The sequence below is a fragment of the Luteimonas composti genome (assembly GCF_042678665.1).
GTDB lineage: Bacteria > Pseudomonadota > Gammaproteobacteria > Xanthomonadales > Xanthomonadaceae > Luteimonas > Luteimonas composti.
The window spans coordinates 655,687-675,248 of the sequence record NZ_JBHTKU010000001.1 but is presented as its reverse complement, the minus strand read 5'-3'; the positions used below and the strand labels follow the sequence as shown (position 1 = coordinate 675,248).

Here is a 19,562-nt window from a genome sequence, read left to right as displayed (position 1 = left end):
ATACACGCCCATCCCAAGGCCAGAGACGTGACCGAACCCAAGCCCGACAGCCCTCAGCCCGCCGACGAGAACGCCCTGATCGCCGAGCGCCGGACCAAACTGGCCGGGCTGCGCGGGCAGGGCGTGGCCTTTCCGAACGACTTCCGCAGGCGCGACCACGCGCAGGACCTGCAGGACGAATACGCCGACGCCGAGCGCTGGACCGGCGAGGCGCTGGAGGCCGAGGGCCGCCGCGTGGCGCTGGCCGGCCGCATGCTGGCCAAGCGGGTGATGGGGAAGGCCGCGTTCGCCCAGATCCAGGACGTGAGCGGGCGCATCCAGCTGTTCCTGCAGTCGACCGCGCTCGGTACCACTTACGACGCGTTCAAGGGCTGGGACGTGGGCGACATCGTCGCCGTGGAAGGCACGCTGATGCGCACCCGCACCGGCGAACTCTCGGTCAAGGCCGAGAGCCTGCGCCTGCTGACCAAGTCGCTGCGCCCGCTGCCGGACAAGTGGCACGGCCTGGCCGACGTGGAGCAGCGCTACCGCCAGCGCTACGTCGACCTGGTGGTGACGCCGGAGGCGCGCGAGGTGTTCGTCAAGCGCTCGCGCATCATCGCCGCGATCCGCCGCTGGCTCGACGCGCGCCGTTTCCTGGAAGTGGAGACGCCGATGATGCACTACATCGCCGGCGGCGCCACCGCGCGCCCGTTCTGCACGCACCACAACGCGCTCGATCTCGATCTCTACCTGCGCGTCGCGCCCGAGCTCTACCTCAAGCGCCTGGTCGTGGGCGGCTTCGAGCGCGTGTACGAGATCAACCGCAACTTCCGCAACGAAGGGGTGAGCACCCGCCACAACCCCGAGTTCACCATGCTCGAACTCTACGAGGCCTATGTCGCCTACGAAGAGATCATGGACCTCACCGAGGGCCTGATCCGCGACGTGGCGCTGGAGACCCTGGGCACGACCGCGGTGGAGTGGGACGGGCACGCCATCGATCTCGGCCCGGCGTTCCGCCGGTGGAAGCTCGAGGACGCGGTGCGCGAACTCAATCCGCAGATCAGCCAGGCCGACTGCCGCGACCGCGAGGCGCTGGCGCGCCATTGCGCGGCGCTGAAGATCCCGGTCAAGCCCGGTTACGGCTGGGGCAAGCTGCTGCTGGAGATCTTCGAGAAGACGGTGGAGCAGGGGCTGGTGCAGCCGACCTTCATCACCCATTACCCGGTCGAGGTCTCGCCGCTGGCGCGCGAGTCCGACAGCGAGCCGGGCATCACCGACCGCTTCGAGCTGTTCATCGGCGGCAAGGAGATCGCCAACGGTTTCTCCGAACTCAACGATCCCGAGGACCAGGCCGCACGCTTCCGCGCCCAGGTCGAGGCCAAGGACAGCGGCGACGACGAGGCCATGCACTACGACGCCGACTACATCCGCGCGCTCGAAGTCGGCCTGCCGCCGACCGGCGGCCTGGGTGTGGGCATCGACCGCCTGGTGATGCTGCTGACCGGCTCGTCCTCGATCCGCGACGTCCTGCTGTTCCCCTACATGCGCCCGGAGGCGGGGGGCTGAGCGCAGGCCAGCAGGGCATGCGCGACCTGGGTTAACCTGTCTTTGCGTAGTGGCTTGAAGCACAGGCACAGGACGGAAGGATCCGACGTGGGCACGGGACTTGCTAACAATCCATCCATCGGGCAGCTGTCCGGCCCAGCAGGGCGGGAGCGCATGCCTACGGAGCCAGACGTCCCCATGAACATCGTCATCGTCGACGACCAGACCTCCGCCCGCACCATGCTGCGGCATATTCTCGAGGACATCAGTCCCGAGCTGGACGTGCTCGACTTCGGCGATCCGCAGGCGGCGCTGCGCTGGTGCGAGGAGAACCGCCCGGACCTGCTGCTGCTCGACTACCGGATGCCGGTGATCGACGGGCTCGAGTTCGCGCGACGCTTCCGCAAGCCGCTGCTGCACCGCGACGTGCCGATCGTGCTGGTAACCGTCGTGGGCGACGAGCCGATCCGCCAGGCCGCGCTCGACGCCGGCGTCATCGACTTCCTGGTCAAGCCGGTGCGCCCGCGCGAACTGCGGGCGCGCTGCCGCAACCTGCTGCAGCTGCGCCAGCAGTCCGAATCGATCAAGCAGCGCGCCCTGTCGCTGGAGCAGCGCCTGCTCTCGAGCATGCACGAGGTCGAGGAGCGCGAGCGCGAGACCCTGCACCGCCTGGCGCGGGCAATCGAATACCGCGACGCGGGCTCGAGCGCCAACCTGGCGCGACTGGCCGCGGTCGCCGGCCTGATCGCCGAGCAGCTGGGGCTGTTCGAGGACGAGGTGCGGATGATCGAGCTGGCCGCGCCGCTGCACGACATCGGCAAGATCGCCATCCCCGATGCCGTCCTGCTCAAGCCCGGCCCGCTGGATCCGGAGGAGGGCGCGCTGATGCGCGAACATCCGCGCATCGGCCACGAGCTGCTCTCGGGCAGCCAGAACCGCTTCATCCAGCTCAGCGCGGTGATCGCGCTGCGCCACCAGGAGCGCTTCGACGGCAGCGGCTATCCCGACGGGCTGGCCGGCGACGAGATTCCGCTGGAGGCCCGCATCGTGGCCGTGGCCGACGTGTTCGACGCGCTGGTGTCCAAGCGCCCGTACAAGCGGGCCTGGACAGTGGACGAGGCGCTGACCTATATCGGCGACCAGTCGGGCAAGCTGTTCGACCCGGGCTGCGTGGCGGCCCTGCTCAAAAACCGCGATCGCCTCGACGCGATCTGCCAGCGCTTCGCGGCCAAGCCCGCGCCCCCCGAGGCCGCTGCCGACGCCTGATCCGGCGCGCGGCTTCGCAAGCGGGTCGCGATCCGCACGGCGTCCGCGCAGTCAAGCTCGGCGAAGAAGGGCACGCGCGGTCGGCGCGCGCCTGCGCCATCGGGCAGTTTGTGCCGCGCAGGGGCAGATTCTGCCCGGACGCCGCGGCCCCGCTTCAGGCCGCGTCGTCGCGCAGCGCCCTGCGCAGGATCTTGCCGACGTTGGTCTTGGGCAACTCGTCGCGGAACTCGACGTGGCGTGGCTGCTTGTAGCCGGTGAGGTTCTCCCGCGCGTGCGCCTTGACCTGCTCGGCGGTGAGCGCGGGATCCTTCTTGACGATCACCACCTTGACCGCTTCCCCGGAGCGCTCGTCCGGCACGCCCACCGCAGCCACTTCCAGCACGCCGGGCATCATTGCGATCACGTCCTCGATCTCGTTGGGATACACATTGAAGCCCGAGACCAGGATCATGTCCTTCTTGCGGTCGACGATATAGAAGAAGCCCTGTTCGTCCATCTTCGCCATGTCGCCGGTGTGCAGCCATCCGTCGGCGTCGATCGCCGCGGCGGTGTCCTCGGGGCGGTTCCAGTAGCCCTTCATCACCTGCGGGCCGCGCACGCACAGCTCGCCGACCTCGCCCATCGGAAGGACGTTGCCGCCCTCGTCCTTGACGCAGCATTCGGTGGACGGCACCGGCAGGCCGATCGAGCCGTTGTACTCGGCCAGGTTCATCGGGTTGATGCAGGCTGCCGGCGACGTCTCGGTCAGGCCATAAGCCTCGACCAGGGTGACGCCGGTGACCTTCTTCCAGCGCTCGGCCACCGCGCGCTGCACGGCCATGCCGCCACCCAGGGTGGTGTGCAGGGAGGAGAAGTCCACCTCGTCGAAGCCCGGCGTGTTGAGCAGGCCATTGAACAGAGTGTTGACGCCGGTGATGGCGGTGAAGCGCTCGCGCTTGAGTTCCTTGACGAAGCCGGGCATGTCGCGCGGGTTGGTGATCAGGATGTTCTTGGCGCCGAACTTCATGAAGACCAGTCCGTTCGCCGTCAGCGCGAAGATGTGGTACAGCGGCAGGGCGGTGACGATGGCCTCCTCGCCGGGCTCGACCGCGCCGCCCACCCACGCCGACGCCTGCTGCATGTTCGCCACCAGGTTGCGGTGGGTCAGCATCGCGCCCTTGGCCACGCCGGTGGTGCCGCCGGTGTACTGCAGGAAGGCGATGTCCTCGTGGGTGATCGTGATCGGCGGCAGCGGGTGCTTCGCGCCCAGGCGCAGCGTGTCGCGGAACCGGACCGCTCCCGCGATGGCGTATTCGGGCACCATCTTCTTCACGTGGCGCAGCACGAAATTGACGATCGCGCCCTTCGGGAAGCCGAGCAGGTCGCCGAGGCCGGTGGTGATCACCTGCCTGACCTCGGTCTGCGCCACCACGTCCTGCACGGTGCGCGCGAAGTTGTCGAGCACCAGGATCACGCTCGCGCCCGAGTCCACGAGCTGGTGCTTGAGCTCGCGGGCGGTGTACATGGGGTTGACGTTGACCACGGTCAGCCCGGCGCGCAGCACGCCGAAGGTGGCGATGGGGTACTGCAGGCAGTTGGGCATCATGATCGCGACGCGATCGCCCTTCTTGAGCTTCAGTTCGCCCAGCAGGTAGCCGGCGAACTGGCGGCTGAGTTCGTCGATCTCGGCATAGGTCAGCGCCTTGCCCATGTTGGTGAATGCGGGACGGTCGCCGTATTGCCTGATCGACTGCTCCAGCACCGCCGGAATCGACTGGAATTCGTCGACTTCGATTTCAGCGGGTACACCAGCTGGATACTGCGCAAGCCACGGGCGTTCGATCGTCATGCATTCCCCCTTCCACGGACGTTTGGCCGGTATTCTGGGCGATACCGATCAGTATGGATTGGAGCATAGCGCTTGGACGGCTGGCAAGGCGCGGTCCCGCGTCCCGGGCGCATGCGAGGGCCGGCCGCACCGTACAGTAGCGGCCATGGAAAACCGCATCCAGGATCGCCCCCGCCATCGCATGCGCGACCGTGCCGCCTCCGGCAGATGGCTGTTCGTCGCGCTCGCCGTTTCCCTGCTTGCCGCCTGCGCACGCGAAGCGCCCGAGGCTGCCCTGCGCGGCCGCGTGGCCTCGCTGGTCGCAGCCATCGACCGGCGCGAACCTGCTGCGCTGCAGCAGCATCTGGCCCCGGACTTCATCGGCAACGGCGGACTGGACCGCGATGGCGCGCGCCGGCTCGCCGCCGGCCTGGCCCTGCGCCATCGGGAAACCGGGATCGCGATCGGGCCACTGCAGGTGGAGATGGCGCAGGATCACGCCACCGTGCGGACCACCGCGCTGCTGCGCGGCGGCAGTGGCGGCATGCTGCCCGACAGCGCGCAGGCTTACGAGGTGCAGTCGGGCTGGCGGCTCGAAGACGGCGAGTGGATGCTGGCCAGCCTGCGCTGGCAGCCGATGCTCTAGCGCCCGGGCTCGCCTGGCGCCACGGATGTTCTTTGCGCACGCACGGTGCTTTCGCCGGTTACGCGGCTGCGCAGCTGCGCGCTCACGGCGTGCGCCGAAGTGCAAACCAGGACCGCGGCGGATGCCGGGCTGGATGAACCTGTGCGGCTTGCACGCACTGCCGTATGTGCCGGAGCGCCCGGCACGCGGCCGGGAGGGATTGTCGTGGACGCGGCCTGCGCAGAGCTGTTAGCGCGGCCGGCTTGCGCAGGACATCGTGCAACAGGCCGCGGTGGTAGGTGAGGGCGTGCCCGGAGCCATCGCCTCGCGCGCGTCCGAACGCCCTCGCGCCGTGCGCGAGGGCGGGGCTTCCGCCCGGTCCGGAGGCGAACGGGTTACTTGCGCGACGCGAGCTGGCGAAGGACGTAGTGCAACAGGCCACCGTGGCGGAAGTATTCCACTTCCTTCGGCGTCAGCAGCAGCACGTCCACGGAGATGCTGGCCTGGCTGCCGTCCTTGCGCGTGGCCACGATCGTGGCCGCCTTGGCGCGTCCATCGTCGAGGCCGACGACGTCGATCACCTCGGTGCCGTCCAGTCCATGCGTCTGCGCGTTCTCGCCCTCGCGGAACTGCAGCGGCAGCACGCCCATGCCGACCAGGTTGGCGCGGTGGATGCGTTCGAAGCTCTCGGCCACCACTGCCTTGATGCCCAGCAGGTTCGTGCCCTTGGCCGCCCAGTCGCGCGAGGAGCCGGTGCCGTATTCCTTGCCCGCGAACACCACCGTCGGCACGCCGGCCTCGCGGTAGCGCATGGCCGCGTCGTAGATCGACATCTTCTCCGGCGCATCGCTGCCGGCGCCCGGCGGGCCGAAGTACAGGGTGTTGCCGCCTTCCTCGCCGCCGAAGAACAGGTTCTTGATCCGGATGTTGGCGAAGGTGCCGCGCACCATCACGTCGTCGTTGCCGCGGCGGCTGCCGTAGCTGTTGAAGTCGGCCGGCTGCACGCCGCGCGCCTGCAGGAAGCGGCCCGCAGGCGAATCCTTCTTGATGCTGCCGGCGGGCGAGATGTGGTCGGTGGTGATCGAGTCGCCGAAGATGCCCATCACCCGCGCCCCGCGGATGTCATCGATGGCGCCGACGTCCATCGTCATGCCGTCGAAGTAGGGCGGGTTCTTGATGTAGGTGGAGGCGTCGTCCCATGCGTAGAGGTCGCCGTCGGGCGAGTCGATCGAGGCCCAGCGGCTGTCGCCCTTGAACACGTCGGCATAGTTCTGCTTGAACATCTCCGGGCCGATGGTGCGCGCGATGAAGTCCCCGATCTCGCGGTTGCTCGGCCAGATGTCGCGCAGGTAGACCGGATTGCCGTCGCGGTCGTGGCCCAGCGGCTCGCTGGTCAGGTCGATGTCGACCGTGCCCGCCAGCGCGTAGGCCACCACCAGCGGCGGCGAGGCGAGGTAGTTCATCTTGACCTCGGCGTGGATGCGGCCCTCGAAGTTGCGGTTGCCGGACAGCACCGAGGTCACCACCAGGTCGCCGCCGGCGATGGCGCGGCTGACTTCGGGCGGCAGCGGGCCGGAATTGCCGATGCAGGTAGTGCAGCCGTAGCCAACCACGTAGAAGCCGACCTTTTCCAGTTCGCCCAGCAGGCCGGCCTTTTCCAGATAGTCGGTGACCACGCGCGAACCCGGCCCGAGCGAGGTCTTGACCCAGGGCTTGCGGTCCAGCCCCTTCGCGGCGGCGTTGCGGGCCAGCAGGCCGGCGCCGATCATCACCGCCGGGTTGGAGGTGTTGGTGCAGGAGGTGATCGCCGCGATCACCACCGCGCCGTCCTTCAGCCGTACGTTCCGGCCGTCGATGACGGTGTCGTGGAAGCCGCGCTGCAGCAGTTCGTTGCCCACGGCGCCGCCGCCGCCCTCGGCGACATAGTTGGCCACCTCCGGATCGCGCCGGTCCCGGTTCGCGGTCAGCGCGGGCAGGTTCTCCCGGTAGTTGCTGCGCACGTCCTCGAGCAGGACGCGGTCCTGCGGCCGGCGCGGGCCGGCCATCGACGGCCGCACCTCGGCCATGTCCAGGTGCAGCACGCTGCTGTACTCGGCCTCGGGCGCGCCGGGTTCGTGCCACAGGCCCTGCGCGCGGGCGTAGGCCTCGACCAGGGCGATCTGCGCCTCGTCGCGGCCGGACAGGCGCAGGTAGTTCAGCGATTCCTGGTCGATCGGGAAGATGCCGCAGGTCGCGCCGTATTCCGGCGCCATGTTGCCGATCGTGGCGCGGTCGGCCAGCGGCAGGTGCTGCAGGCCGTCGCCGAAGAATTCGACGAACTTGCCCACCACGCCGTGCTTGCGCAGCATCTGGGTGACGGTGAGCACCAGGTCGGTGGCGGTGGCGCCCTCTGGGAGCCTGCCGGTGAGCTTGAAGCCGACCACCTGCGGGATCAGCATCGAGGAAGGCTGGCCCAGCATCGCGGCCTCGGCCTCGATGCCGCCCACGCCCCAGCCGAGCACGCCGATGCCGTTGATCATCGTGGTGTGGCTGTCGGTGCCGAACACGGTGTCGGGGTAGACCCAGGGCTGGCCGTCCTTCTCGCCGGTGAACACCACGCGGGCGAGGTTCTCGAGGTTCACCTGGTGGACGATGCCGGTGTTCGGCGGCACCACCTTGAAGTTGTCGAAGGCCTTCTGGCCCCAGCGCAGGAACCCGTAGCGCTCGCGGTTGCGCTCGAACTCGATGCGACCGTTGAGGTCCAGCGCGTCGGGCTTGCCGAACACGTCGACCTGGACCGAGTGGTCGATCACCAGTTCGGACGGAATCAGCGGGTTGATCTGTTCCGGCCGCCCGCCCAGCCGCACCACCGCATCGCGCATGGCGGCGAGGTCGACCACGCAGGGCACGCCGGTGAAGTCCTGGAGCACCACGCGCGCCGGCATGAAGGCGATCTCGGTGTCGGGCTCGGCGGTCGGGTTCCAGTTCGCCACGGCCTCGATGTGGGCGGGCAGCACGGTCACCCCGTCCTCGTGCCGGAGCAGGTTCTCCAGCAGGATCTTCATCGAATACGGCAGTCGGGCGATCCCGAAGCGCTCGCCGAGGCGGGGCAGGCTGGCGTAGGTCCAGGAACTGCCGCCGACCTCGAGGGTGGCGTGGGTGGAAAAACTGTCGGCCATGTCGGGACTCCTTTGGCGGTTGGCTGCGGCGTCTGCCGTCGAGTCTACGCCGCTTGGCGTGGGCGGCCCGCGAGGGCCGGCGCCTGGCCCGGACCAGTATGCGGTCTGGGGTATGGGGACGGAAGTATGTATAATTCGTCCATACCGTTCCGTGCATGGGAGAGTGCGATGGAAGCCACCGTGGCCGAACGCGGCCAGATCACCCTGCCCAAGGCCGTGCGCGACGCGCTGGGCCTGACCAAGGGCAGCGTGCTCAAGGTCGAACTCGACGGCAGCCGCATCATCCTGCGCAAGAGCGTCGACGACGCCATTTCGCGCGTCCGCGGCAAGTTCGCGCTCGATCCGGGCGGCAGGAAGGACGGATGATCGCGGCGGACGCCCCCGTCCTGGTCGAGCTGCTCACCGATGGGCCCCGCGCCGATGCCGTCGAGGCCAGCCTACGCCAGTGCCTGGCGGCCGGCCGGGTAGTGGTGTGCGACGCGGCATTGGCGCAGCTGTGCGCGCGCCTGCGCAACGGCGCCGACGCGCTGGCGGCCCTGGAAGAGATGGGCGTGCACTTCAGCGCGGTCGAGTCCAAGTCGGCCCTGCGCGCGGGCGAGATGGAGCGGCGCCAGCGCCAGCGTGGCGGCGAGCCGCGGCCGATCGCCGATTTCCTGGTCGGCGCGCACGCGCTGCTGCAGTGCGACGGCCTGGTCACCTTCGACACCGCATTCCATCGCGATTATTTCAAGGGCCTGAAGCTCATCGTCCCCAAGGCCTGATTCCTTCTTTCCCGTCTTTGCAGACCGTTTTTCCTGGAGAACCCCGATGTTGGAAGCCTATCGCCACCACGTCGCCGAGCGCGCTGCCCTCGGCATCCCGCCGCTGCCGCTGAGCGCGCAGCAGACCGCCGACGCGATCGAGCTGGTCAAGAATCCCCCGGCGGGCGAGGAGGCTTTCCTCGTCGACCTGCTGACCAACCGCGTGCCGGCGGGCGTCGACGACGCAGCCAAGGTCAAGGCCTCCTACCTGGCCGCGGTGGCGTTCGGCACCGAGTCGACGCCGCTGATCAGCCGCGAGCGCGCGACCGAGCTGCTCGGCACCATGCTGGGCGGCTACAACGTTGCGCCGCTGATCGAGCTGCTGGACGATGCCGCCGTCGGCGCCATCGCCGCCGAGGGCCTGAAGAAGACCCTGCTGGTGTTCGACGCCTTCCACGACGTGGAGGAGAAGGCCAAGGCCGGCAATGCCAACGCAAAGGCCGTGCTGCACAGCTGGGCCGACGCCGAGTGGTTCACCTCGCGGCCGGAAGTGCCGCAGTCGCTCACCATCACCGTGTTCAAGGTGCCGGGGGAGACCAATACCGACGACCTGTCGCCGGCCCCGGACGCGACCACGCGCCCGGACATCCCGATGCACGCGCTGGCGATGCTGAAGAACAAGCGCCCCGACGCGCCGTTCGTGCCCGAGGAAGACGGCAAGCGCGGCCCGATCCAGGAGATCCTCTCGCTCAAGGGCAAGGGCCACCTGGTCGCCTACGTCGGTGACGTGGTCGGCACCGGTTCGAGCCGCAAGTCGGCTACGAACTCGGTGCTGTGGTGGACCGGCGACGACATCCCGTACATCCCGAACAAGCGCGCCGGCGGCGTCTGCCTGGGCGGCAAGATCGCCCCGATCTTCTACAACACCATGGAAGACGCCGGTGCCCTGCCGATCGAGCTGGACGTCTCGCAGATGAACCACGGCGACGTGGTCGAACTGCGCCCGTACGAGGGCACGGCGCTGAAGGACGGCCAGGTCATCGCCGAGTTTCAGGTCAAGTCCGAGGTGCTGTTCGACGAGGTGCGCGCCGGTGGCCGCATCCCGCTGATCATCGGCCGCGGCCTGACCGCCAAGGCCCGCGAGTCGCTGGGCCTGCCGGCCACCGACCTGTTCCGCCTGCCGCAGCAGCCGGCCGACACCGGCAAGGGCTACTCGCTGGCGCAGAAGATGGTCGGCCGCGCCTGCGGCCTGCCGGAAGGCCAGGGCGTGCGTCCAGGCACCTACTGCGAACCGAAGATGACCTCGGTGGGTTCGCAGGACACCACCGGGCCGATGACCCGCGACGAGCTCAAGGACCTGGCCTGCCTCGGCTTCTCGGCCGACCTGGTGATGCAGTCGTTCTGCCACACCGCCGCCTACCCCAAGCCGGTCGACGTCAAGACCCACCACACCCTGCCGGAGTTCATCTCCACCCGCGGCGGCATCTCGCTGCGTCCGGGCGACGGCGTGATCCACAGCTGGCTCAACCGCATGCTGCTGCCCGACACCGTCGGCACCGGCGGCGACTCGCACACCCGTTTCCCGGTGGGCATCTCGTTCCCGGCCGGTTCCGGCCTGGTCGCGTTCGCCGCGGCCACCGGCGTGATGCCGCTGGACATGCCGGAGTCGGTGCTGGTCCGCTTCAAGGGCCAGATGCAGCCGGGCGTGACCCTGCGCGACCTGGTCAACGCCATCCCGTACTACGCGATCAAGGCCGGCCTGCTGACCGTCGCCAAGCAGGGCAAGAAGAACATTTTCTCCGGCCGCATCCTCGAGATCGAGGGCCTGCCGGACCTGAAGGTGGAGCAGGCGTTCGAGCTGTCCGACGCCTCGGCCGAGCGCTCGGCCGCCGGCTGCACGGTGCGGCTCAACAAGGAGCCGATCATCGAATACCTCACCAGCAACATCACGCTGCTGAAGTGGATGATCGCCGAGGGTTACCAGGACGCGCGTTCGCTGGCCCGCCGGATCGCCAGGATGGAGGAGTGGCTGGCGAACCCGCAGCTGCTCGAGCCCGATGCCGACGCCGAGTACGCCGCGGTGATCGAGATCGATCTGGCCGAGGTGCACGAGCCGCTGCTGGCGTGCCCGAACGACCCGGACGACGTGAAGTCGCTGTCCGACGTCGCCGGGACGAAGATCGACGAGGTCTTCATCGGTTCGTGCATGACCAACATCGGCCACTTCCGTGCGGCGGCCAAACTGCTGGAAGGCAAGCGCGACATCCCGACCCGCCTGTGGGTCGCGCCGCCGACCAAGATGGACGCCTCGGAGCTGACCAAGGAAGGCGTGTACGGCACCTTCGGCACCGCCGGCGCGCGCATGGAGATGCCGGGCTGCTCGCTGTGCATGGGCAACCAGGCCCAGGTGCGGGAGGGCGCGACGGTGTTCTCCACCTCCACCCGCAACTTCCCCAACCGCCTGGGCCGCAACTCCAACGTGTTCCTGGGCTCGGCGGAGCTGGCGGCGATCTGCTCGCGCCTGGGCAAGATCCCGAGCAAGGCCGAGTACATGGCGGACATCGGCGTGATCAACGAGAAGGGCGCCGAGATCTACCGCTACATGAACTTCGACCAGATCGAGGAGTATCGCGAGACGGCCGCCAGCGTCGCCGCCTGACGCGGATGATGCGGATGCGCCGGGTCACGGCGCACCGCATCGCATCGCAAGCCCGGACGGCCGCGAGGATTGCCCTCCGGCCGTCCGTTCATTCGGGCGTCGCGGATCGGCCGATGACGTCGCAGACCGGAAACCACTGCATGACCCGTTCCGACACGCTGGCTCCGGCCGGCCGGATGTTCGCCATCGTCGCCTTCATCGAGGCCGCCACCTGGGCCGGCCTGCTGCTGGGCATGCTGCTCAAGTACGGCACGGGCACCACCGACCTCGGCGTCTGGCTGTTCGGCCGGCTGCACGGCGCGGCCTTCCTGGTCTATGTCGCGGTGGCCGTGGTGGCCGGCGCGAAACTGCGCTGGCCGATGTGGGCGCTGCTGCTGGCCCTGCTGGCGGCGATCCCGCCGCTGGCCACGCTGCCGGTCGAGGCGTGGTTCCGCCGGCGCGGCCTGCTGTCGACGCCGCGTCCCGCCGCTGCTCCGGGGGCGCTCGCCGGCTAGGTCGGTGCCGGTGCCTGCTTCGGGATGAAGACGGTGACCGAGACCAGGGCTGCGATCGCCATCAGCGCGTTGAACACCAGGCCGACCATGCCAGCCTCGCGCACGGCGAGGTTGTCCTGTCGCCCGGAGAACTCGATCGCCGCGCCGACGGGCTCCAGCCCGCTGTCGGTGAGGGCGGTGAAGATGGCAGCCGAGACCGCCACGCCGAACGCCGCGCCCAGCGAGGACGCCATCTTGTAGATCCCGGAACCCGCGCCCGCCTGGTCGCCTGGCCGATGCCCAGCAGGGCGGAATCGTTGCCCTTGAACGCGCCGTCCGAGGGGGACGCGGCCATGGCGTTCACTGCCTGTCCGCCACCAGCCATGGCGATGCCGCCACGACGATCGCTTCCACGCCCCGGTCCAGCGTCGGCTGGAGATCGGGGGCGAAAAAGGGCGAATGGTTGCCGGGCGCGTTCTTCCAGTCGGCGAACCCGCCCAGGCCCCAGTAGGTGTACGGGCAGCCGAATGCGTCCGGAATGATCGAGAAGTCTTCCGACGCCGGCACCGGCCCCATGTCGACCGCGCCGTCTCCGAACCAGTCCTGGAACGCCGCCCGCACCCTGGCGGTGGGCGCATCGTGGTTGGAAGTCAGCGGATACCGGTCGTAATAGCGAAACTCCGGCGGCCGCGGACACCGCGCGGCCTCGCACTCGGCCCGCACGATGCGTTCGATCGCCTCGTGCAAGTGCCGCTCCACGTCCCTGTCGAAGGCGCGGGTGTTGAGCTGCAGGATCGCGGAGTCGGGAATGATGTTGCTCTTGGTGCCGGCATGGAAACTGCCCACGGTCACCACCGCGGTTTCCTTCGGGGCCACCTCGCGGGCCACGATCGTCTGCAGGCGGGTGACCACGGCGGCACCGAGCACGATGGGATCCACGCCGAGGTTGGGCATCGACCCGTGCGAGCCCTTGCCGTGCAGGGTGATCTCGATCGAGGCGGCAGCCGAGAACAGCGGGCCGCTGCGGATGCCCACCGCGCCGCCGGGCAGGGAACCCAGCACGTGCTGGCCGAGGTAGACGTCCGGCTTCGGAACCTTGTCCACGATGCCGGCTGCCACCATCGCCTTCGCGCCGGCGGCGTTCTCCTCGCCGGGCTGGAACACGGCCACGAAGGTGCCGGACCATGCGTCGCGATGCGCATGGAGCGCCTTCGTCGCATCCAGCAGGCAGACGATGTGCACATCATGGCCGCAGGTATGGGCGACGGGCGTCTCCCTGCCGCTGGCCTCGTCGGTCTGCGTCGCCCCCACTGCGGCGTAGTCCTTGCCGGAGCGCTCCGCCATCGGCAGCGCATCGATATCGCCGCGCATCGCCACCACGGGGCCATCGCCGTTGCGCAGGATCGCCACCACGCCGGTGGCACCGACGCGCAACACCTCGTCGATCCCGCCGGAGCGCAGTTCTTCCTCGATGCGCGCGGCGGTCGCGTGTTCCTGCAGCGACAGTTCCGGGTGGCGGTGGAAGTGCTTGTACAGCGCCTCGCGGCTGTCCCGGCTGGACGCCAGGCCGGACAGGATCTTCTTGATCGACATGCGACCCCCGGGGACAGGAAGGCGCCGACTGGCGCGGCCTGGAGCCCGGAGGGTAAGGCTGGCGTCCCGGGCTCGCCGTGAAAATCCGGACGTTCCCCTGCCGCGCGCTCCGGCCTGCGCGTCGGCAACGGAACGGGGCGCGCTCGCCCGGCGGCCGCTCAGGCGGAGGGGGAAGCGGGTGTCCGGCTCAATCCAGCCAGCCCTCGATCGACTGCTGGAGCGCGCGCTTGCGCAGGAACAGGTCCCACACGCTGCCGCCGAGCTGGCGCCACAGCACCGCCGAGCGCAGTGCGGCGAGCAGGATGGCGCGGATCTCGGCCACCACGCCTGCCTGGCCGAGATAGTGCGGATTGCCCTGGACCATGACCTTGGGACGCAGCTGGCTGACCGTTTCGGCGTACAGCGTTCCCAGCGCCGACAGCACTTCGGGATGGCTGGCGCCGAGCTCGTCGGCGCGCGGGCGGATGGCGAGGATGCCTTCGTGCACGCGCCCGGCGACCTCGTCGTCGGACACGAAGCGGCGCTCGAGCTGGGTCACCGCCAGCGCCAGCTTGGGCAACTGCGGATCGTCGCCCTGGCCGGCCAGGAAATCGCGCAGCAGCAGCAGGCCGGGGCGCAGGTTGCGCGCGCCGCCGTAGACCTCTTCGGGCGAGGGCGCATCGATGCGGAACACGCTGTCCAGGCAGGTCGAGAGCACGGCGGCATCGGCCTGGCCGGTCTCGGCGATGCGGCGCACCTGCTTGAGCGCCTGCCCGAGCCCGGCCAGGGCGAGAACGCGATCGTCCATCATGCCGCGGCTCCGCGCAGGCGCTGCTCCAGCGGCGCATCGGTGGCGGCGATGACCGCGCCGCCCAGGCAGGCGTCGCCGTCGTAGAGCACCACGGACTGGCCGGGCGTCACCGCGCGCTGCGGGTTGCGGAACACCACCTCGAGGCTGCCGCTGGATTCGTCGATGCTCACCTGGCAGGGTTCCTCCGGTTGCCGGTAACGGGTCTGGGCCGTGCAGTCGAAGCGGCGCGCCGGCGGCGAACCGCCGATCCAGTGCGCCGGCTCGCTCCACAGCCGCGTCGATCTGAGATGGGGGCTGTCGCTGCCCTGGTCAACCACCAGCACATTGTGCGCGACGTCCTTGCCGACCACGTACCAGGGCGCGGCGTCGAAACCGCGCAGCCCACCCAGCTGCAGGCCTTCGCGCTGGCCCAGGGTGAAATAGAACACGCCGGGATGGCGGCCGACCACGCGCCCGTCCGGGGTCTGCATCTCGCCCTCGCGGGCCGGCAGGTACTGCGACAGGAAGCTGCGGAAATCGCGCTCGCCGATGAAGCAGATGCCGGTGGAATCCTTCTTGGCCGCCGTGGGCAACCCGGTCTCCCGGGCCATGGCACGCACGTCGGCCTTGGCCAGCGCGCCGAGCGGGAATTCGGTGGCGGCCAGCTGGTCCTGGCCCAGCTGGTGCAGGAAATAGGTCTGGTCCTTGGCGCGGTCGGCCGCGCGCAGCAGCCGCCATTGCCCGCCGCGTTGCCCGACGGCCGCGTAATGGCCGGTGGCGATCTTGTCTGCGCCCAGTTCGCGCGCGGCGTCCAGGAAATGTCGGAACTTGATCTCGCGGTTGCACAGCACGTCCGGATTGGGCGTGCGCCCGGCCGCGTATTCGGCGATGAAGTGCTCGAACACGCCGCTCCAGTACTCGGACGAGAAGTCGCGGAAATGGATCGGGATCCCGAGCCGGCCGCACACCGCCACCGCGTCGCGACGGTCGTCCTCGGCGCGGCATTCGCCGCTGCCGTCGTCGGTCCAGTTCTGCATGAACAGCCCGGCGATCGGCGTGCCGGCGTCGCGCAGCAGCAGCGCGGCGACCGAGGAATCGACGCCGCCGGACATGCCGACGATGACCCGTGCACCGCTCATCCCAGGTGCTGCACCAGGGCCAGCGGATGGCGACGGCCGGCCTGGTAGTCGGCGACCACCTGCCACACCAGCGGGCTGCGATGCCGCGCCGCCTCCGCGCGCAGCTCCGGGGGCGCCAGCCACAGCGCCCGCTCGATGCCCTCGTCCAAGGTGCGGGACGGATCGTGCCGCAGTGGTTCGGCGGCGAAGGCGAAGCGCAGGTAGTGGCGGCCGGTCTCCGGCGCCTTCCACTGGTAGGCGCCGATGAAGGCGGTCAGGCGCACGTCCCAGCCGGTCTCCTCCAGGGTCTCGCGCAGGGCCGCTTCCAGCAGGCTCTCGTCCGGCTCCAGGTGCCCGGCCGGCTGGTTCAGCACCAGCTGGCCCTGGACCCGCTCCTCGACGCACAGCAGGCGGCCGTCGTCGACCACCACCGTGGCCACGGTGACGTCGGGTTGCCAGAAGCGTCCTTCGCGATAGGCCATGGGTCAGAGTTCGTCGCGGTCGCCGCTGAACTCGATCTCCTTGTCGTCGGCCACCTGGGCGACGATGTCGATGGCGGCCTCGAGCGCGGCGGCGTCGACGCTGTCGGGCAGCTTGATCACGAAGTAGAGCACGTCGCCGGCGACCTCCCAGGCCCCGAGCTTCTGCTCGCGGCTGTCCTGCAACAGGGCCAGGGCACGGGCGCCGTCGATCCCATCCTGGTCCAGGCGCGCCGCCGGGGCGAACACCTCGCGGATGCGGAAGCCGGCGATGTCCTCGGTGCGGCCGGACACGAAGGCCAGCTGGGTCCGGCCTTCCTCGGCATAGTTGTAGACGACCTTGTAGTCGCCGTCGCCGTCGATCTCGTAGCGCATCCCGCGCGCGTCCAAGCGGGAGGCGACCGAGCTGTCGGCCAGCGCCGGGAGGGCGGGCAGGGCGGCCAGCGCGGCGGCGAACATGAGTGCAATACGGTGTTTCATCCTCGTCCCCCTTGGTTGGACCCCGGATTGTCTCGTGCCGGCCGGCGCCGCGTCCATGCCGGGGCGTACCGGGCAATGGCCGCGGCTCCGTATAATTGCCCGATGACCCGCAAGCATCCCGAACACGAGCATGGCACCGTCGTCGAGACCGGCAAGCCGGAACTGGCGCGTCCGCCGCTGTACTCGGTGCTGCTGCTGAACGACGACTACACCCCGATGGATTTCGTGGTCGACGTGCTGGTGCGGTTTTTCGCCATGGACCTCGAGCGCGCCACCCAGGTGATGCTGCACGTGCACACCCGCGGACGCGGGGTGTGCGGGGTGTTCAGCCGGGAGGTGGCCGAGTCCAAGGTCGCGCAGGTGAACGAATACGCCCGGCTCAACCAGCACCCCTTGCTCTGCACCATGGAAAAGGCCTAAAAGGGGCCGAGGCCGGGGCATGGAAAAGCCCGAACCGCGGCCCCATACAGGCTGCAGTTCCCTGGAGGTTGCCTCCCCATGTTCAGCAAGGATCTCGAGTACAGCATCGGCCAGTGCTACAAGCGCGCCCGCGAGGCGCGTGACGAGTACATGACGGTCGAGCACCTGCTGCTCGCGTTGCTCGACAATCCGTCCGCGGAAGCGGTGCTCAAGGCCACCGGCGCCGACTTCGAACGGCTGCGCGGCGACCTGGAGCAGGCCATCCTGACCTCGGTCTCCAAGCTGCCCGAGGACGACGGCCGCGACACCCAGCCCACGCTGGGCTTCCAGCGCGTGCTGCAGCGCGCCGTCTATCACGTCCAGTCTTCGGGCAAGAAGGAGGTCACCGGCGCCAACGTGCTGGTGGCGATCTTCGGCGAGAAGGACTCGCACGCGGTCTATTTCCTGCACCAGCAGGACGTGACCCGGCTGGACGTCGTCAACTACATGTCGCACGGCATCGCCAAGACCGGCGGAGAGGCGCCCGAGCAGGGCGGCGAGGATGCGGCGGCCCGGGCCGAGGGCGGCGAGGGCGAAGCCAAGGGTGATGCGCTGGCCGAGTTCGCGACGGATCTCAACGCCATGGCCCGCGAGGGCCGCATCGACCCGCTGGTCGGGCGCGCCGAGGAGATCGAGCGCACCATCCAGGTGCTGTGCCGCCGGCGCAAGAACAACCCGCTCTACGTCGGCGAGGCCGGCGTGGGCAAGACCGCCATCGCCGAAGGCCTGGCGCGGCGCATCGTGCACGGCGAGGTCCCGGACGTGCTGGCGGACGCGACCATCTACTCGCTCGACCTGGGCGCGCTGGTGGCCGGCACCAAGTATCGCGGCGATTTCGAGAAGCGCCTGAAGGCGGTGCTGACCGCGATCAAGAAGCACCCGGGCGCGATCCTGTTCATCGACGAGATCCACACCATCATCGGCGCCGGTTCCGCCTCGGGCGGCACGATGGACGCGTCCAACCTGATCAAGCCGGCGCTGGCGTCGGGCGAGCTGCGCTGCATCGGCTCGACCACGTTCCAGGAATACCGCGGCATCTTCGAGAAGGACCGCGCGCTGGCGCGGCGCTTCCAGAAGATCGACATCGTCGAGCCGACCGTCGGCGAGGCCTACGAGATCCTGCGTGGCCTCAAGGCCCGCTACGAGGAGCACCACGACGTCGAATACCAGGACGAGGCGCTGCAGGCGGCGGTCGACCTGTCGGTCAAGCACATCGGCGACCGGCTGCTGCCGGACAAGGCGATCGATGTGATCGACGAGGCCGGCGCGCGGCAGCGGCTGCTGCCGGCCGAGGTGCGCAAGCACCTGATCGACGTCGAGGAGGTCGAGGCGATCGTGGCCAAGATGGCGCGGATCCCGACCAAGCAGGTCAGTGCGTCGGACAAGGACGTGCTCGAGCACCTCGAGCGCAACCTGAAGATGGTGATCTTCGGGCAGGACCCGGCCATCGAGTTGCTGACCTCCGCGATCAAGCTCTCGCGCAGCGGCCTGGGCAACCCGGACAAGCCGATCGGCAACTTCCTGTTCGCCGGCCCGACCGGTGTGGGCAAGACCGAGGTCACCCGCCAGCTCGCGCTGCAGCTGGGCATCGAGCTGGTGCGCTTCGACATGTCCGAGTACATGGAGCCGCATTCGGTCTCGCGCCTGATCGGCGCGCCCCCGGGCTACGTCGGCTTCGACCAGGGCGGCCTGCTGACCGAGAAGATCGTCAAGACCCCGCACTGCGTGCTGCTCCTCGACGAAGTGGAAAAGGCGCATCCGGACATCTTCAACATCCTGCTGCAGGTCATGGACCGCGGCGTGCTGACCGACACCAACGGGCGCGAGGCGAACTTCCGCAATGTGATCCTGGTGATGACCACCAACGCGGGCGCCGCCCAGGCCTCGCGCCGGTCGATCGGCTTCACCCGCCAGGACCACAGCACCGATGCCATGGAAGTGATCCGCAAGGGCTTCACCCCGGAATTCCGCAATCGTCTCGACGCGATCGTGCAGTTCCAGGCGCTGGGCATGGACCACATCCTGCGCGTGGTGGACAAGTTCCTGATCGAGCTGGAAACCCAGCTGCACGAGAAGAACGTGGCCATGACCAGCACCCCGGCGGCCCGCGACTGGCTCGCCGCGCACGGCTTCGATCCGCAGATGGGCGCGCGGCCGATGGCCCGCGTGATCCAGGACAAGGTCAAGCGTCCGCTCGCCGACGAGCTGCTGTTCGGCAAGCTCGCCAAGGGCGGCCGCGTCAGCATCGACGTCAAGGACGACGAGCTGGTGGTGGAGACCTTCGCCGAGCCGGAGAAGCTGCTGCCGGCAACCGTGGAGTAAGGCAGCGCGCCGGTGGACGGAAAAGGCGGCCCGTGGCCGCCTTTTCGATGTCCGCACCCGGCCCGGAACCGGACGATCCGGGGC

17 protein-coding genes are annotated in these 19,562 nt (G+C 69.2%); 9 read left to right on the top strand and 8 right to left on the bottom strand.

Going from position 1 to position 19,562, the window contains the following annotated elements:
• Positions 1–27 precede the first annotated feature (27 nt).
• Together lysS and ACFQ2D_RS03135 are read left to right on the top strand one after the other, a co-directional pair.
• Entirely contained in the window at positions 28–1,551 is a 1,524-nt protein-coding gene (gene lysS, locus ACFQ2D_RS03140) for a lysine--tRNA ligase (RefSeq protein ID WP_280940933.1), read from the top strand.
• 177 nt (positions 1,552–1,728) lie between these two features.
• Positions 1,729–2,796, top strand: coding sequence for a response regulator (locus ACFQ2D_RS03135; protein WP_280940934.1), 1,068 nt, complete (start codon positions 1,729–1,731; stop codon positions 2,794–2,796).
• Positions 2,797–2,950: 154 nt separating this feature from the next.
• On the opposite strand, the gene ACFQ2D_RS03130 is transcribed toward ACFQ2D_RS03135, so the two are convergent.
• Positions 2,951–4,624: a long-chain fatty acid--CoA ligase gene (locus tag ACFQ2D_RS03130; protein WP_280940935.1), complete on the bottom strand. Its 1,674-nt coding sequence runs from the start codon at positions 4,622–4,624 to the stop codon at positions 2,951–2,953.
• Between the two features lie 181 nt (positions 4,625–4,805).
• On the opposite strand from ACFQ2D_RS03130, the gene ACFQ2D_RS03125 reads away from it, so the two are divergent.
• Positions 4,806–5,249, top strand: a complete 444-nt coding sequence (locus ACFQ2D_RS03125) for a nuclear transport factor 2 family protein (protein ID WP_386795521.1) — start codon at positions 4,806–4,808, stop codon at positions 5,247–5,249.
• Positions 5,250–5,623: 374 nt separating this feature from the next.
• Here ACFQ2D_RS03125 and acnA read toward each other — a convergent pair whose 3' ends face one another.
• Positions 5,624–8,386, bottom strand: coding sequence for an aconitate hydratase AcnA (acnA, locus tag ACFQ2D_RS03120; protein WP_280940937.1), 2,763 nt, complete (start codon positions 8,384–8,386; stop codon positions 5,624–5,626).
• Between the two features lie 168 nt (positions 8,387–8,554).
• On the opposite strand from acnA, the gene ACFQ2D_RS03115 reads away from it, so the two are divergent.
• The 4 genes from ACFQ2D_RS03115 to ACFQ2D_RS03100 all read left to right on the top strand — a co-directional run bounded on the left by ACFQ2D_RS03115 (position 8,555) and on the right by ACFQ2D_RS03100 (position 12,279).
• Positions 8,555–8,752, top strand: coding sequence for an AbrB/MazE/SpoVT family DNA-binding domain-containing protein (locus ACFQ2D_RS03115; protein ID WP_280940938.1), 198 nt, complete (start codon positions 8,555–8,557; stop codon positions 8,750–8,752).
• Positions 8,749–9,147 carry a type II toxin-antitoxin system VapC family toxin gene (locus ACFQ2D_RS03110; protein WP_280940939.1) on the top strand — a complete coding sequence of 133 codons (399 nt, stop codon included), beginning with the start codon at positions 8,749–8,751 and terminating at the stop codon, positions 9,145–9,147. Before ACFQ2D_RS03115 ends, ACFQ2D_RS03110 begins: the two co-directional genes overlap by 4 nt.
• A gap of 46 nt (positions 9,148–9,193) precedes the next feature.
• Positions 9,194–11,785, top strand: coding sequence for a bifunctional aconitate hydratase 2/2-methylisocitrate dehydratase (gene acnB / locus ACFQ2D_RS03105; RefSeq protein WP_280940940.1), 2,592 nt, complete (start codon positions 9,194–9,196; stop codon positions 11,783–11,785).
• Positions 11,786–11,925: 140 nt separating this feature from the next.
• Positions 11,926–12,279, top strand: a complete 354-nt coding sequence (locus ACFQ2D_RS03100; RefSeq protein ID WP_280940941.1) for a DUF3817 domain-containing protein — start codon at positions 11,926–11,928, stop codon at positions 12,277–12,279.
• On the opposite strand, the gene ACFQ2D_RS03095 is transcribed toward ACFQ2D_RS03100, so the two are convergent.
• The 6 genes from ACFQ2D_RS03095 to ACFQ2D_RS03070 form a co-directional block, all read right to left on the bottom strand.
• Positions 12,276–12,512, bottom strand: coding sequence for a hypothetical protein (locus ACFQ2D_RS03095; protein WP_280940942.1), 237 nt, complete (start codon positions 12,510–12,512; stop codon positions 12,276–12,278). The two genes, ACFQ2D_RS03100 and ACFQ2D_RS03095, sit on opposite strands and share 4 nt — an antisense overlap.
• Before the next feature lie 106 nt (positions 12,513–12,618).
• Positions 12,619–13,851: an amidohydrolase gene (locus ACFQ2D_RS03090; RefSeq protein WP_280940943.1), complete on the bottom strand. Its 1,233-nt coding sequence runs from the start codon at positions 13,849–13,851 to the stop codon at positions 12,619–12,621.
• 187 nt (positions 13,852–14,038) lie between these two features.
• Positions 14,039–14,638 carry a high frequency lysogenization protein HflD gene (gene hflD / locus ACFQ2D_RS03085; RefSeq protein WP_280940944.1) on the bottom strand — a complete coding sequence of 200 codons (600 nt, stop codon included), beginning with the start codon at positions 14,636–14,638 and terminating at the stop codon, positions 14,039–14,041.
• A complete protein-coding gene (gene mnmA / locus ACFQ2D_RS03080; protein WP_280940945.1) occupies positions 14,638–15,759 on the bottom strand; it encodes a tRNA 2-thiouridine(34) synthase MnmA in 1,122 nt (373 codons plus the stop codon). Before mnmA ends, hflD begins: the two co-directional genes overlap by 1 nt.
• Positions 15,756–16,220 (bottom strand): NUDIX hydrolase, encoded by a 465-nt coding sequence (locus ACFQ2D_RS03075; protein ID WP_280940946.1) that lies wholly within the window; start codon positions 16,218–16,220, stop codon positions 15,756–15,758. Before ACFQ2D_RS03075 ends, mnmA begins: the two co-directional genes overlap by 4 nt.
• 3 nt (positions 16,221–16,223) lie before the next feature.
• The gene (locus tag ACFQ2D_RS03070) at positions 16,224–16,697 is read right to left on the bottom strand and encodes a hypothetical protein (protein WP_280940947.1); all 474 of its coding nucleotides are present in this window, start codon (positions 16,695–16,697) and stop codon (positions 16,224–16,226) included.
• A 102-nt stretch (positions 16,698–16,799) separates the two neighbouring features.
• On the opposite strand from ACFQ2D_RS03070, the gene clpS reads away from it, so the two are divergent.
• Entirely contained in the window at positions 16,800–17,117 is a 318-nt protein-coding gene (clpS, locus tag ACFQ2D_RS03065; protein ID WP_280940948.1) for an ATP-dependent Clp protease adapter ClpS, read from the top strand.
• A 78-nt stretch (positions 17,118–17,195) separates the two neighbouring features.
• Entirely contained in the window at positions 17,196–19,478 is a 2,283-nt protein-coding gene (gene clpA, locus ACFQ2D_RS03060) for an ATP-dependent Clp protease ATP-binding subunit ClpA (RefSeq protein WP_280940949.1), read from the top strand.
• The last annotated feature ends 84 nt before the right edge of the window (positions 19,479–19,562 follow it).